The following is a 15635-nucleotide window of genomic DNA, read 5'->3' as shown; positions in this document are numbered from 1 at the left end:
AAGCGCTCGATGGCCGCCGTGTCCGTGGTGGTGATGGGAGTGGGCGCTCAGCTCTTCGACCGGCATCACGCAGCCGTGGGCTACGGGGCAGTCCGTGTGCTCGAACTGGATGGTCGTGTGGTGGATGTGGAAGTAGCGCTTCAGCGTGCCGTTGATCTGCTCGAGGATCAGTGAGCTTTCGGACGGCGGAATGTCGGAGATGGTCACGTGGCTGGCGAGTGCGCTGGTCTGCGAGCCGAGGCTCCAGACGTGGAGGTCATGGACGTCGTGGACGCCTTCGATAGCGGCCAGACGGGAGCGGATCTCGGCGAGGGAGACGCCGCGCGGGGTGCCTTCGAGCAGGATATTTAGCGTTTCGCGGACGATGCCGATCGAGGACCAGAGAATAAGCGCGGCGATGGCCAGCGAGAGGGCGGGGTCGATCCAGACCGCGGCATGGCCGGTGCGGGCGGTAACGGCGATGATGACGCCGCCGACGATGACGGCTGCGGTCGAAAGCGTGTCGCCCAGCATGTGAACGAAGACCGACCGCATGTTGACGTCGTGGCTGACCTTCCAGAGCATGAGCGCGACCAGCCCGTTCATGAGCACGCCGGCGGCGGCGACCAGCATCATGATGCGCGGTTGCACGGGCGCGGGCTCGGCAAAACGGTGGATGGCCTCGAAGGCAATCCATAAGCTGAGCAGAATCAGCGTGATGGCGTTAAGGAAGGCGGCAAGGACACCGGCCCGCTGATAGCCGAAGGTCTTCTCGTCGGTGGCCGGACGGGACTGGAAGTGCACGGCAACGAAAGAGAGCAGCAGGGCGAGGGCATCTGAGGCGTTGTGCCCGGCCTCGGAGACCAGGGCGAGCGAATGGGCGCGCAACCCGGCAAGGAGGGTGAGCACCACATAGCCGAGCGTGGCGGCGAGGGAAATGCGCAGAATTCGCTGCATCTTGCCTGTCGGGCTCACGTGGACATGCATTGCGCTTAGTGTAGTGCATCCTACGAGGGTGCGGGGAATAGGGTGCAGGGTGCAGCAAACCCCCAGGTGCCCTATATCTCGTGCAGTGCGAGAAGTGGTTTCGTTTCGGACTGGGTTCGCGTCTTCCCGAGTTCCTCCCACGTCTGAGAAACGAGGCGCGGGGCTCCCGGTGTGTGCGTTTCCAGTGCGGTTTCGGTTTCGGTGAGACGGTTATCCCTTTTGATTCCTGTAACGTATTGAACTCACTTTGTTGTTTTCGTAATGCCGTTTTCACTCAGAGGACCGATACTTGGGGCAAGAAGCTCGTACGAAGTTGTTATCTGATGTCGGGGAGGTCTACTTTTATGGCCGGTTTCCGCCGTATCTCCTATCTTTGGAAAGATGCCGATAGCGCCCGTGACTACACGACCGGCGTTTCGCTGCACAGCCACACCAACCAGTCCAAGGAAACCCTCGACTTCCTGGCCAACTTCGGCGCCAGCTATGGCTGGGTGCGCACGCTGATCCAGGGTGCGGAAGCCCGCGCCCGCGCGAATCACGGCGTGGGAATCAACTACTCGGCCAGCTACTGGACGCCGCCGCTCAACCCGCGCATGGCCTTCGACCTCGAGAGCAAGCAGATCGAGAAGCAGGGCCTGGCCCCGCTGGTTTCGATTACCGACCACGACTCGATCAGCGCGCCGATGCTGCTGCGCACCGTGGCTGCGGCCCGTCACATCCCGGTTTCGGTCGAATGGAGCGCCCCTTATGGCGGCGACCAGAGCTTCCACCTCGGCATTCACAACCTGCCCAGCGAAACCGGCCAGGAGTGGATGAAGACCTTCGAGGAGTACACGGCCAATCCCGGTACGCCGGAGCAGCAGGCGAAGCGGCTGAACGAGATTCTGGCCGCGCTGCATGCCCTGCCAAACGTGCTTGTTGTCTTCAACCACCCGCTGTGGGACCTGTACATCATCGGCAAGGAAAAGCACCTCTCGTACGTGCAGAAGTTCATGACCGAGAACAGCGAGTTCATCCACGCGCTGGAGTTGAACGGCCTGCGCAGCTGGGATGAGAATCGCGAAGTGAAGGCCATGGCCCGCGAGTGGGATAAGCTGCTGATCTCCGGCGGCGACCGCCACGGCATGGAGCCGAACGCGAACATCAACCTGACGCGCGCGACCTCCTTCACCGAGTTCGTGCACGAGGTCCGCTACGAAGGCCGCAGCCACGTGCTCTTCATGCCGCAGTATGCCGAGCCCTGGAAGCACCGCATCCTGCAGTCCGCCCTCGACGCCATCCGCAATTACCCCGAGTTCCCGCAGGGTTCGCGGCAGTGGGATGAGCGCGTCTTCCATCCGGATCCGAACGGCGTTGTCCGCTCGCTGAGCGAGCTGTGGCCGGGCGACGGTCGCGCGCCCTGGTACTTCCGCTACATCCTGGCGACCATCCGCATGATGGGGCAGGCCCCGGTTTCGGGCGGTCTGCGCCGGGCGTGGAGCGAGTCACACCAGCTGAACCTCGCCCTCGGCGAAGAAGCCCTTTAATCTTGCAGGCGGAGAGTGAGTCCGCTCTCCGCCCGCATCCGTCCGATTTTCGCCTTAGCCCACCCGCTCCGGGGTCGCCGGGATTCCGGTTTCCCACTTTTCGCACCGGACCATCCCCGAATACCCTACTTCCCATGCGGGTCGCCTACTTTCCTGACTCTTTTCATGAGATCAATGGTGTTGCCCACACCAGCCGCCACTTCGTCGAATACGCGCGGCGGCGGGGGCTTCCGTTTCTCTGCATCCGCGCGGGCGAGCAGCCGACGCGGCAGGATCGCGAAGGCGAACTGCGTACCCTGGACCTGAACCGCGGGGTGCTCTCAATTCCGCTGGATAAAGGTCTGAGCTTCGATCCGGCGTACGTGCGGCATCTGCCGATGATTACGACCGCGCTGCGCGAGTTCCGGCCGGACCTGATTCACATCACCGGGCCGAGTGAAAACGGGCTGCTGGGCGCGGCGCTGGCGCATCATCTCGGCCTGCCACTGGCGGCATCCTGGCACACGAATGTGCATGAATATGCGGCGCGGCGCTCGGGCTGGTTTCTCCGCATGCTGCCAAAGGCAAAGCGCGAGCCCGCGGCGGATCGCATCGAGCACCTGGCGCTGCTGGCCAGCGCAAAATTCTACTCGCTGGCGAAGGTTTTGTTTGCGCCAAATGCGGGGCTCTGCGCTCTGCTCGAAAAGCACACGCACCGGCCCTGCCGGCTGATGCAGCGCGGCGTCGACACGGCACTGTTCTCGCCTGCGCATCGCGATCGCCGGCCGGAGGATAAGGCCTTTGTGCTGGGCTTCGTCGGGCGGCTCTCGATTGAAAAGAACGTGGCGCTGCTGGCCGAGGTGCAGAAAGGGCTGGCGGCTCGCGGGGTGACGAACTTCCGCTTCTGCATCATTGGACAGGGAGCGGAAGAGGCGTGGCTGCGCGAACATCTGCCGGGCGCGGAGTTTACCGGCGTGCTGCGCGGCGAGGCTCTGTCCAGGGCCTATGCGAACATGGATCTCTTCGTCTTCCCGTCGCACACGGATACCTTCGGCAACGTGGTGCTGGAGGCGCTGGCCTCCGGTGTGCCCGCCATGGTGACGCCGGATGGCGGTCCTGCCTCGATCGTCGCGCCGGGTGAGACCGGGCTGGTGGCCCGCGATGAGGAGTTTCCGGAGGCCGTCGCCTCGCTGATCGCCGATCCGGCAAGGCACGCGGCGATGCGCGACGCGGCACGCGTTGCTGCCGGAAAGGCGTCGTGGGATTCGGTCTTCGACGCGGTGTATCAGGGGTATCGCGAGGTGCTGCCTGCACCTGCGGCCCGCTTCACGCAGCGCGACACGCCTTCGACGCCCGCTCCCGCTGGTCACGGCTGAGGGTGCTGTAGATTCCTCCGGTGCGCGAGACATAAAGACGTCTCGCTTCGGTCGAAATGGCACGGCAAACATGAGTTCGTGCTTTCCCATGTCTCAGAAGCGAGACGTGGGGCACCCATATTGCGTAGAGAGCTCATGCCCGCAGGGAGAGCTGGTTGTTGCGGCCGGGGTTCATGGCGCGGCGCCAGCGGGACCACCAGCCTTCGCGCAGGCTGTCGCGGAAGACCGGCGGTGGGGCGGGCGCAGTCAGCTCGGCGAGCCGCGCGCGGGCGGCAGCGGCCATCAGCTGCTCGACCTGGGCGCGCAGGACTTCGACCTCGATCGCGCATTGCCTGAGATAGGCCGGGGCGGAGATGCCTGCGGCGGCGGCGCGGAGGCGGATCAGCGCCTGCTCGGATGCCGCCATGCGGACGCTGATGGAGACCTGCCGCTCCGAGCCGGGAATGCCGTTTCCGGACCGCGTTCTTGCCAGCACCGTGCCTTTGGGGCGCGCTGTCTCTCGGACGGTTTCGGCCATCACCTCGCGAAAGGTTGCCGGTGTGGAATGGGTACTGGACGCCGGCGGGTTCGCCGCTTTGACTTCGGGGGCCGGATGAACGGGTCGTGCAGCCGCGGCGGGAGCAGCGACAGGAATTACTCCCGGCTCGGCTCGCAGCTCGCGCTGGTTCGTCGCATCGCCGGTGTCCTCGTGGGGCATGGGCGCGGGACTTTCCGGCTGTGTGTGCTGTGACCAGCGCGAGCGGCTGGAGGCGAGCGCTTCTTCGTAGGTCAGCTCGCGAACGCCCTTGGGCATGGCCTCACCCCGGCTGGCGGTCCACCGCTGGAAGCGCCCCAGCACTGCTTCGATTTCGTCGTTGCTCTCCTGCTCCGCGCGCGCCGCTCCGGCTGACATGGTCATGGGCTGCACCTCCGTGAGGCGAGCATACGCAGAAAGCCCCGCGGGCTGAGGCTCGCAGGGGCTTCTTTCTTGCCGGATTGTTCCGGAACAGAGCAGAATCGCTGACCGTTCCGAAGTGGTTCTGGATCGATACGACGGTATCAGCCGGTATTGCGCAGGCCGGCGGAGATGCCATTGATGGTGCCGGCGATGGCGCGGTTCACCTCGGGGGTGTCTTCGCCGGCGCGCTTGCGGCGCAGCAGCTCCACCTGGATGAGGCTCATCGGATCGACATAGGGGTTGCGGACCTTGATGGAGCGAGCGAGGACCTGGTTCTTCTCGAGCAGCTCGGACTGGCCGGTGACGGCGAGGATGGCCTTGAGCGTGCGCTCGAACTCGGCCTTGATCTTGCCGAAGACGCGATCGCGCAGGCCTGCGTCCTCGACGAGAGAAGCGTAGAGGGCGGCGATGCCGAGGTCGGCCTTGGCCATGGCCATCTCCACGTTGCGGACGAGGTCGATGAAGAGCGGGAACTCGGCCATCATCTCGCGCAGGCGCTCGAGGCCGCCAGGCTGTTGCATGTAGGTCTCGAAGGCGTGACCGACGCCGAACCATGCGGGGATAAGCTGGCGGCTCTGCGTCCATCCGAAGACCCAGGGGATGGCGCGCAGGCTTTCGAAGCTCATGCGGCCGCCACGGCGCGAGGGGCGCGAGCCGATCTTGGCGTGCTCGAGCTCGCTCACCGGGGTGCCGCGCTCGAAGTATTCGAGGACCTCGGGATCTTCGAGAATGCTGGCCTTGTAGAAGGCATAGGCGGTCGCGGACATCTCGTCGAAGGCCGCTTCCCACGCGGGCAGCAGCACGCCGGTCTGGTGGCCGTTGGCGCGGGCGTTCGGGCGGGCAAGCGCATCGAGCGAGGCGGCAATCATCAGTTCGAGATTGCGTTCGGCGAGCACCACATCCGAGTACTTGAAGTTGAGAACTTCGCCCTGCTCGGTGATGCGGATGCCGCCTTCGAAGCCGCCGACGGGCTGCGCGTAGATGGAGCGGTGCGTGGGGCCGCCGCCGCGTCCGACGGTGCCGCCGCGTCCGTGGAAGAGACGCAGCGTGACGCCGCACTCGCGGGCGACCTCGTGCAGGGCGCGATGGGCGCGGAAGATCTCCCACGTGCTGGTGAGCATGCCACCGTCCTTGTTCGAGTCGGAGTAGCCGAGCATAACTTCCTGCTCGTTGCCCCAGCTTGCGAGGAGTTGCTTGTAGGCGGGCATCGTCCACAGCGTGCGACAGATCTCAGGCGCGTTGCGCAGGTCTTCGATCGTTTCGAAGAGCGGGACGATCATCAGGCCGGGGTCGCCGGTTTCTGCATTGCCGGGCACGTTTACGCCGCCGAGGCGCGCGAGCCAGGCGACATTAAGCACGTCTTCGACCGAGGCGGCGCCGCTGATGACATATTGCCGGATGGTCTCGGGACTCGAGCCGGCCTTGACCTCAGCGATGGTGCGCATGGTTTCGATCACTTCGCGGGTCGAGTCGCTCAGGTCGCCGGGAATGGTCTCTGCATTGCCTGCGCACCACGCCGAGGACTCTTCCAGCGCCTTGCGATGGATGCGCGCGTGCTGGCGGACGTCGAGCGTGTGCAGATGCAGGCCGAAGGTGCGCACCTGCAGCAGCAGCGGATCGATGAGCGTCTGCGCGAGGCGCAGTCCCTGATTGGCGGCAAGGCTCTCGCGGATGAGGCGCAGGTCGCCCTGAAACTCGGCGGCCGAGGTGTAGGGCGGCAGGACGCTCAGTGCGGCTTCGAGCGTATCTTCGCCATCGGCTTCGTAGCCGGCCGTCGCCAGCAGGCGCGCATGCACGCAGACCATGAAGCGGCGGTAGAGCTCGAACTGGAAGTGGTGGCTGAAGATGGGATCGACGGAGTGGGGCAGCTGCTGCAGGTACGAGTCGAGGCGCTCCTTCAGCTCCGCGCTGACGGGCAGCTGCTGCGAGGAAGTGGTCAACAGATCAATGATCTGCTGGGTCTGCCGGTCGTAGAACTCGAGCAGGCGGGTGCGCGCATCGGCGATGGCCTCGCGGGTGACGTCGGTGGTGACGAAGGGATTGCCGTCACGGTCGCCGCCGATCCAGGAGCCGAAGCCGAGCAGTAGCGGCAGCTCGGAGAGATCGATGCTGAGGTCGTATTCGGCCTTGAGAGCCGCGGCCACTTCGCGGTAGAGCAGGGGCAGCGTTTCGAAGATGGAGACCTCGTAGTAGTCGAGGCCCATCTTGATCTCGTCGGCCACCTGGGGGCGGCTGCTGCGGACTTCATCGGTCTGCCAGAGCGCGGTGATCTCGGCGGTCAGCTCGGCTTCGAGCGCCTCGAGTTCTTCTTCCGGCGTCGGGATGCGGTCGAGCTTCTCGAGAAATTCGCCGATGCGGCGGCGCTTGGTCAGCACGGAGCGGCGAGCGATCTCGGTGGGGTGCGCGGTGAAGACCGGCACGATAAAGATCTTCGAGAGCCACTGCATCGCCTCTTCGGCGCTGATGCCGGCTTTGCGCATGGCGCGCAGAGTGCCACGGAGCGAGCCGCGCTGCGAGGCCTTGTCGCCGCTGAGCTGCAGCGAGAGACGGCGGCGCTTGCGGTGGTTGGTCTCGGCCAGGTTGATCAGTTCGAAGTAGAAGGCAAAGGCGCGGCTGAGCGCGTAGGCCGTATCCACGGGCATCGCGTTCACGTCGAGCATGGCCTTCTGCAGCAGCTGGTCGGCTTCGTGGAGACTGCCTTCAGCCTGTGCTTCGCGGCGGCGGATGGCTGCCTGCCGGAGAGCTTCGACCTTCTCAAACAACGCGTCGCCGGCCTGCTCGCGCAATACCTCGCCCAGCAGCATGCCCAGCGAACGCACATCGCGCCGCAGCGGAACTTCTTTCAGATCGCCAGTACGCGCCTCAAGCTCAGCAAGCCGCTCAGCCCAGTTCTCAGGTTTCCAGAGTGATGGCATCCCCTTGATTATTACAGCTGCTGCGCACAGGGCCGCTGTGCGCAGGGCGAATTGCTTCGCGTGGCGCTCCCGCTGGTCGCGATCTGAATTGTGGGGAAAATGGCCGGTTCGGCGAACCCACATCTCGGAAGGCGCGAGATGTGGGCAACCGAATCGTGCCGCAGCTGGGGTCTTTGTTCCCCACTTAAGCCGGAACCGGGCTTGGGTGAGGAACCCGTATCCTCGCGAGTTGGAAGAGAACTGCAGGTTCCTCCACTTCGCTTCGCTCCGGTCGGAATGACAGATGCTTTATCTGAGCCCTAGTCGCGACCAGCGGGAGCGGAGGACGAAGGCGGTTCGCCCTGCGCGCACCAGCTAGGCTTCTTCCAGCTCGAGCATCAGGCCTTCCCACTCCTCGGTGAGGGCGGTTTGCATGGTGCGCAGGCCTTCGAGGACCTTGGAGAGGCGGGCCGTCTCTTCCATGCTCACGAAGTTGCCGAGCGCGGTCTCGGTTTCGGTGATCGCGGTTTCGAGCTGCGGCATCTCGGTCTCGACGGCGGCAAGGCGATCCTGCATCTGCTTCAGCTTGATCGGATTTACGCGTTTCTTTGCGGTCTCTGGGGCTGCGGTCACAGGTTCCGGTGCGGGCGGCGGTGCGACGGCCACAGGCTGCTTCGCGGCTGCTGCAGTCGCGGCGGCCAGCTCGGCTGCGCCGCCTTCCTTGCGCCAGAGATAATCCTCGTAGCCGCCGGGGAAGACGTGGACCTTGCCGTCGGCGACCTCGATGACGCGGGTGGCGATGCGGTCGATGAAATAGCGATCGTGCGAGACGAAAATCACTGTACCCGTGAAGTTTTGAATGGCTTCGAGCAGGACGTCTTTGGCGCGCAGATCGAGGTGGTTGGTGGGCTCGTCGAGCAGCAGGAAGTTTGCCGGACTGACGAGGATCTTGGCCAGCGCGTAGCGGTTGCGCTCGCCGCCGGAGAGCACGCCGAGGCGCTTGAAGACGTCATCGCCGGAGAAGAGGAAGCAGCCAAGCAGGCCGCGCAGCTCGGCTTCGGGCACCTTGAGCGCGGTCTTGCTGATGTCGTCGAGCATGCGCGCTTCGGGGTCGAGCACCTTGTACTGATCCTGCGCGAAGTAGTCGGCGAGCACGTTGTGGCCGAGCTTGAGCAGGCCGCTGGTGGGTTTGTCATCGCCCGAGAGCAGCTTGACCAGGGTGGACTTGCCCGCGCCGTTGACGCCGACGAGCGCGATGCGGTCGCCGCGGTCGATGGTGAAGCTGACGTCGTTGAGAACCTTCTTCTCTCCGAAGCTTTTCGAGAGTCCTGAAACTTCGACCACGGTGCGGCCCGAAGGCGGCGGCTGCGGGAAGCTGAAGTGGATGACCGGCTCTTCTTCTGGAACCTCGATGCGCTCGATCTTGTCGAGCTCCTTAATGCGGCTCTGCACCTGCTTGGCCTTGGTGGCCTGGTAGCGGAAGCGCGAGATGAAGGCTTCGAGGTGCTCGATGTGTTCCTTCTGGTTCTTGTACGCGGCCTGCAACTGGGCCATGCGGTCGGCTTTTTGCGTCAGGTACTTCTCGTAGTTGCCGTGGTAAACATTGATGCGCTTGTTCCACAGCTCGACGATCTTATCCACGGTCACGTCGAGGAAATAGCGGTCGTGCGAGATCAGGATGTAGCCGTTGGGATAGGTCCGGAGATAGCTCTCGAGCCAGTCACGTGCTTCAATGTCGAGGTGGTTGGTCGGCTCGTCGAGCAGCAGCAGGCTGGGCTTCTGCAGCAGCAGCTTGGCCAGCGCGATGCGCATCTGCCAGCCGCCCGAAAATTCTTCCGTCTGCCGCGTCCAGTCAGTCTTCGAGAAGCCGAGGCCGGTGAGCACCGTGCCTACCTGGGCGTCTAATGCGTAACCGTCATGGGCGTGAAACTGTGCGCTGATGTGCGAGAAGCGATCGGCTGCTGCGGCGTACTCGGCGCTGGTGTGGTCGAGTTCGGAGAGCGCTACGGTGAGCGTCTCCATCTCTTTCTCCATGGCGATGAGCCCGTCGAAGACGGAGAGGCACTCGTCGAAGACGGAGCGGCCGGAGAGCGCGAGACCATCCTGCGGGAGGTAGCCGATGGTCATGCCGCGGGTGCGCTGGAGCGTGCCATAGTCGAGGCCGCCGACGGATTCGACGCCGGCGAGGACCTTCATCAGCGTGGACTTGCCAGTGCCATTGGCGCCGACCAGCGCGGTGCGCTCGTTGGCGGTGATGAGCCAGTCGGCGCCTTCAAAGAGGAGCTTGGTGCCAAAGCGCTTGCCCGCACCGGAAAGTTGCAGCATGAGGCTATTTTACCGGCCACTGCGCGTGGGGCGGGACGCTTGCTTCGCTTGCCTTTCGTGCGGATTATAAGATCGCGGGCTTTCGTGCTGCTCCCGCTGTTCGCGGGGTTCGAACGCTTCTAAGGGAGTGACTTTACGGCCGCTGCGTAGCTGGGGCCGAGCTCTGCAATCGCCTGGAGAAGTCCCGCTTCATCGTTCACGCCGGAGTGGCAGTACGCGATTCTGCCTGTGGCATCGATCAGGGCATAAACGGGAATCGTCTCGTTCGGGAAGCCGGTGCTGGTGGGGCTATCCGCGTGATAGTTTTTCCAGCCATATCCCTTGCGTGTGAGGAAGGCGGCTCCAGCCTTTGGGTCGGAGTCTGTGTCGATGCTGATGACGGCAAGGCCGGCAGCCTGCGTGGCGGCGCGGATGCGGTCAAGCTGAGGCAGAGCGCCGAGGCAGGGTGCGCACCATGTGGCCCACAGGTCCACCAGCACGGGATGGCCAAGCAGGCTGCTGAGGTGGAAGGCGCTGCCATCTGCCGCCCTGTATACAGTGGTCGGCTCCATCTGGCCGAGCTTGTCTTCGGGCTTCGCATCCGGCTTTGCGGCAGCCGCCTGCGGGGGAGTGACCAGCTTATAGGCCGAAGGCAGCGTCTCCACCAGGCTTGCTTCCTGTGGTGGCGTGATGGTGAAATCGTCTTCGGCGATCGGCGCGTCCAACTGCGTGACGGTGTAGTCCGTCAGGATCTCTTGATGGTGGGGAATAGGATGGAGCGGGGTGTGCTTCGGGTCGACCGGTGCGCCCCAGTCGAACTCGATTCTGGTGCGGACGATGGCGAGCGTCTGCTTATCGATCCAGAGGGTGGTTTGAGCGGTACTTGGATGCGGAGTAGCGCGGGCGTCCTCCGAACCGTAATGGACGACATAGCAGGCAATTGCATGTCCGGCTTCGGAGATGGTCTTTTTGGGAAGGAAGTGCGCCGACTTTTCGAAGTCTCCGGTGCGCGCCAGATCCCCGCGTAAGTTGTAGGCACCGAGTTCAACGCGAACATCGTCGGAAACAGCTTGATGGATGTATGGGGTGAAGGTGCCTGCAGAGCTCTTTGTATATGCGCCGTAGGTGCGGGAGAAATTCCACTCGGTCGTGCCATCCGAGACGATGATGCCCGAGCCCTGAGCGTCGCGGCCTTCGAAGCGATACCTCTCCCCGGGTGCTTCTTCGGCTCGCAGGAATGTCTTCGACCATGACGTGGAAAGCTCGGTAGAGCTCTTGCGCTCGATCACCGCTTCGATGTGATAGCTTTTTGCACCCGCATAGCGCTTGCTGACCTTGTCGAGGAGGTGCAGCGCATCATCCTGCGCCTGTTGTGCGAGTGAGGGCAGGGGTGAGCAGAGAGCCAGCAGGAGCCAGGTAAAGAGTGATCGCGCGCGCATCTGGTTCCTCCACCACGGCGGTACATGGCCCTGTGCCCGGTGAAGCAGGATGCGAGAGGGAACAGGGCCGCATGCAGAGACGAGAGAACGACAGCGGAGGTTTCGAGAGGGCGGAATTCTGCAACTACGCTTTTCGCGCCGCTCTCAGCTCCTCCCAATCGGCGACGGTCTGGTCGGCGTAGGCGTGGGCGAAGGCGGCGAGGGCCTCGCTCAGACGCTTGCCGTTGCCAACGTAGCCGGCGAGGACGCAGGCGTCTCCGGAGCGGGCGTGGCCGCGGGCGAGGAGTTCGCCGCACATCTCAGCGTATTCGCCGAGGCCGTCGCCTTCGAGATCCTCGATCACGATGCTGGCCTTGTGGTCGTTGAGCTGGCGCACTTCGTAATGGCGGCTGTCGATGGTCGTCCATCCTAGGAAGGGGTCGGACTGCGCCTGCATGGCGCGTTGTCCGTTCACCACGCGCTGGCCTTCGTGCTTCGGTGCGTGCAGCTCGAGGCCTTCGCTGTCGACGTAGCCAACGTAGGCCGAGCCGGGCTGCTCCTTGATCTGCAGGAAGAGCGGATCGCCGGGGCCGTTGCCCTCCATGTAAATGACGTAATCGCGCAGGCCGACCGAGCCGGTGCCGACGACCTTAAATGCCACGTCGATGGCATGGTATTGCGCGAGAAAGTGGCGGCGTTCGGGCTGCAGCGTGGTGGTGTATTCGACCAGGGAGGCGAGCACGGCGCGGCGCGTGGCTGGGTTGACCGGCGTCAGCAGCGGTTTCTCTTCTTTGAAGCGGCGGCCGTCCTTACCTTCAGCGGTGAGCTGCTCGAGCGTGTGCAGCGGCGTGGAGCGCTCGGCCTTGAGCAGCGCCTTGCCCACCGGCGCGATGCGCTGCAGGCGATGGACCTGGTAGCGGGCGATATCGGTGACGGGCATCTGCGAAAACATGTCCACAAACTTGCGATAGCGCGCGACCATGCGCTGCACGGCGTCCCCGCAGAAGCTGTCCTTGATGCCGAGGGCGCGGCCCGCGAGCACGAGGCTTGTGGACAGGCGCTTGAGATCCCATTCGAAGGGGCCGCGGATGGTCTCATCGAAGTCGTTGATGTCGAAGACGAGGCGGCCGTCCGGCGCAGCGAAGGCGCCGAGGTTGCGGACGTGCGCATCGCCGCAGATCTGGTTGACGATGCCGGTGTTGGCGAGCGTGGCGAGGTCGGCGGCCATGACCGGCACGGCACCACGGAAGTAGCCGAAAGGCGACTCGATCATGCGCTCCCACTTGAGCGCGACCAGAGCGGGCACTCGTCCGCGCATCGACTCGTTCATCAGGGCAAGAGGCTTCCTGCGGCGCGCTTCCGGCTTCCACTGCGCGTGATCCTGGCGAGCCATCTGTTTGCGGCGGGCGCGGCCCAGCTCGCGGCGTTCCTCGGGTGTAGGAAAGTGCGGTGTGGACTGCGATGTAGACGGGGATGCCATGCTTACTCGACCTCCGCGATGCGGTTCTGGATTTCGCTCTTCGTCGTCTCCGGCAGATCCGGCATGGCGCCGCGCTGCGAGGCGACCCACGCTCCCCAACGATTGCCGGCCTCGTTCATGCGGGCGAGGCTCGCACCGCGCAGATACGCATCGACCATGGCGGCGGTGAAGGCGTCGCCCGCGCCCACGGTGTCGGATACGGTCCCGCGAATGCCCTGGCGGCGGTGCGTGCCTTCGCGCGAGACAAGCAGGCTGCCTTCGCCGCCGAGGGTGATGGCGACCAACTGCATTGGGTAGCGCTCGAGCAGCCATCCGGCTGCGGCGCGGAGGGAGGCTTCGTCCGTTCCTGCGGCTTTGCCGCCGAGCATGGCCAGCACCTGTGGCACTTCGCTCTCATTGAGCTTGAAGATGGTGGCAAGTTGGAGCGATTGGGCGACAACTTCTGCGGAAAAGAATGGCTCACGCAGATTTACGTCGAAGACGCGGACGCAATCCGGCCGCGTGGCGGCGAGAAAGCGGTGCATGGTCTCACGGGTTGCAGGGGAGCGCTGCGCCAGGGAGCCGAAGCAGACGGCATCGGCCTGCTGCGCCAGTGCATGCCACTCCGGCGTGAAGGCGAGGAAGTCCCAGGCCACCGGCTCATGGATGATGTAGTGCGGCTCATTCTGGTGGAACTCGACGGTGACCGTGCTGGTGGAGTGGGTGCTATCGGACTGGATCTGGCCGGTGTCGACCGGAAAGGGAGCCAGCACCGCGCGTGCCTGCGCGCCCAGGGCATCCTCGCCCAGCCGGCTGGCGATGACGCCGCGATTGCCGAGCCGGGCTGCCATCACGGTGAAGTTCGCGGGCGCGCCGCCCAGCCGTGCGCCTTCCGGCAGCAGATCCCACAGCAGCTCTCCGAGTCCTACAATCACTTTCATCGCTTCCCGTTCCTCCGGCAGCACTCTACGGTAATTCAATCCAACGCTCTACCCATTTTGCGCCTCTAAGTTTCTTGCTTCGGTATTTCACCGGACAAACAAAACTTCAGTCCGGACAGGAAAAGAGAACGCTTCGTGGAAGATAGACCGGCATCCGTATCCTCGCCTACCCCGCGCCACCGCGGCCGGCGTATTCTCCTTTGGTTTCTGCTTGTTCTGGTGATTCTTGGGGCAGGCGCTTTCATTGCCGCGGATTTCTACCTGCATCGCGCGGCCCCGATCCTGCGCGCCCGCATCATCGACACACTTTCGACACGCTTTGACAGCCGCGTGGAGCTCGACCGCTTCGACGTATCGGTGCTGCGCGGCTTTGAGGTTTCGGGCGGCGGTCTCAAGATTTATCCCAACAACCTGGATATGGATGCGCCGCTGTTCTCGGTGGAAAGATTCTCCTTCCACACCGGCTGGCAGGGGCTTTTTCATTCGCCGACGCATATCGGGCAAGTGCAGATCTCGGGGCTGGGCATCAACATGCCGCCGAAGGACCAGCGTAAGGGTATGCCGAAGCTCCAGAAACCGGGCGAAGAGGCGCACAAGCGGAAGATCGAGGTGGTGGTCGACGAGCTGTTGATCAACAACGCGACGCTGATCCTGAAAACGGACAAGCCGGGCAAGATTCCGCTGGAGTTCGATATCGCAAGCCTGCGCCTGACCTCGGTGGGCGCGGGGCAACCGATGCACTTCCACGCGATCCTGACGAATCCCAAGCCGGTGGGCAATATCGATACGACCGGCTCCTTTGGGCCCTACGTCACGGCGAGCCCGGGCGATACGCCGGTGGCGGGCGTCTATGACTTCTCGCACGCGGACCTGAACAGCATCAAAGGCATCGGCGGCATGCTGTCGTCGACGGGCAAGTATCAGGGCACGCTGAACAGCATCGTGGTGGATGGGCAGACGGATACGCCGAACTTCAGCCTGGATACGGCGAATCATCCGATGCCGCTGCATACGAACTTCCACGCCATTGTGGACGGCACGAACGGCGACACGTATCTGCAACCGGTGGACGCGACGCTGGGGCACTCGCACATTCTCGCGAAGGGTGACGTGGTGCGCGCCGAAGGCGGACGGGGCCACGATATTCACCTCGACGTGACGGTGGATCATGCGAATATCGCCGACATGCTGCAACTGGGCGTGAAGACGGAGCCGCCTTTGATGACTGGCGCGCTGAAGCTGCAGACCAAGCTGTATCTGCCGCCGGGCAAGGTGCGCGTGACGGACAAGCTGCATCTGCAGGGCACCTTTCAGATCACCAACGCGCACTTCACCAATCCCAAGATTCAGGGCAAGGTGGACCAGCTGAGCCTGCGGGCGCAGGGGAAGCCGAAAGAGGCGAATCAGGAGTCGAAGGGCGGCGAGGCGGCGAACGAGGCCTCGACGATGCAGGGAGAGTTTGCGCTTGGAGACAGCAAGCTGACGATCTCGCACCTGGTCTACACGGTGCCGGGTGCGAATATCGCCATGGACGGCGTGTACTCACTCGACGGCAAGCAGTTCGACTTCCACGGCAAGGCGCGGCTGGATGCGCATGTGTCGCAGATGGTCACGGGCTGGAAGTCGGCGCTGCTGAAGCTGGCCGATCCCTTCTTTGCCAAGAACGGCGCGGGCACGGAGGTGCCGATCTCAGTGACGGGCACGAACTCGGAACCGCACTTCGGTCTCGATTTCGGGCACAAAGATAAGGAGAAGAACGGGAACCCGCCGCAGCAGCAGGGCGGTACGCCTCCGCCCGCGCAGCCGCAGCAATAGAAGGGCCACCGATTGGGCTT

General features: G+C 64.1%; 10 protein-coding genes. 3 read left to right on the top strand and 7 right to left on the bottom strand.

Annotated elements, in window-relative coordinates; all coding sequences use genetic code 11:
- Positions 1-936 (bottom strand): cation diffusion facilitator family transporter (locus QM649_RS17115; RefSeq protein WP_415200281.1); only part of this gene is annotated, 936 nt, incomplete at its 3' end.
- Between the two features lie 374 nt (positions 937-1310).
- Here QM649_RS17115 and QM649_RS17110 point away from each other — a divergent pair.
- Positions 1311-2492 carry a PHP domain-containing protein gene (locus QM649_RS17110; protein WP_415200280.1) on the top strand — a complete coding sequence of 394 codons (1182 nt, stop codon included), beginning with the start codon at positions 1311-1313 and terminating at the stop codon, positions 2490-2492.
- 134 nt (positions 2493-2626) lie between these two features.
- Entirely contained in the window at positions 2627-3847 is a 1221-nt protein-coding gene (locus QM649_RS17105) for a glycosyltransferase (protein WP_415200279.1), read from the top strand.
- Between the two features lie 133 nt (positions 3848-3980).
- Here QM649_RS17105 and QM649_RS17100 read toward each other — a convergent pair whose 3' ends face one another.
- From QM649_RS17100 to QM649_RS17075, 6 genes are all read right to left on the bottom strand, one after another.
- Positions 3981-4745, bottom strand: coding sequence for a plasmid mobilization protein (locus QM649_RS17100; protein ID WP_415200278.1), 765 nt, complete (start codon positions 4743-4745; stop codon positions 3981-3983).
- Positions 4746-4885: 140 nt separating this feature from the next.
- Positions 4886-7699: a phosphoenolpyruvate carboxylase gene (gene ppc, locus QM649_RS17095; protein ID WP_415200277.1), complete on the bottom strand. Its 2814-nt coding sequence runs from the start codon at positions 7697-7699 to the stop codon at positions 4886-4888.
- A gap of 354 nt (positions 7700-8053) precedes the next feature.
- A complete protein-coding gene (locus QM649_RS17090) occupies positions 8054-10003 on the bottom strand; it encodes an ABC-F family ATP-binding cassette domain-containing protein (protein ID WP_415200276.1) in 1950 nt (649 codons plus the stop codon).
- Between the two features lie 119 nt (positions 10004-10122).
- Positions 10123-11421, bottom strand: a complete 1299-nt coding sequence (locus QM649_RS17085) for a redoxin family protein (protein WP_415200275.1) — start codon at positions 11419-11421, stop codon at positions 10123-10125.
- 124 nt (positions 11422-11545) lie between these two features.
- Entirely contained in the window at positions 11546-12880 is a 1335-nt protein-coding gene (locus QM649_RS17080; protein ID WP_415200274.1) for a DUF2252 domain-containing protein, read from the bottom strand.
- A 2-nt stretch (positions 12881-12882) separates the two neighbouring features.
- Entirely contained in the window at positions 12883-13800 is a 918-nt protein-coding gene (locus QM649_RS17075) for a carbohydrate kinase family protein (protein ID WP_415200273.1), read from the bottom strand.
- A gap of 135 nt (positions 13801-13935) precedes the next feature.
- Between QM649_RS17075 and QM649_RS17070 the strand changes: the two genes are divergently transcribed.
- A complete protein-coding gene (locus tag QM649_RS17070) occupies positions 13936-15615 on the top strand; it encodes an AsmA-like C-terminal region-containing protein (RefSeq protein WP_415200272.1) in 1680 nt (559 codons plus the stop codon).
- The last annotated feature ends 20 nt before the right edge of the window (positions 15616-15635 follow it).

This window comes from Silvibacterium sp., assembly GCF_047605705.1.
Classification (GTDB): domain Bacteria; phylum Acidobacteriota; class Terriglobia; order Terriglobales; family Acidobacteriaceae; genus Silvibacterium.
This window is presented reverse-complemented; position numbering and strand designations above follow the sequence as displayed.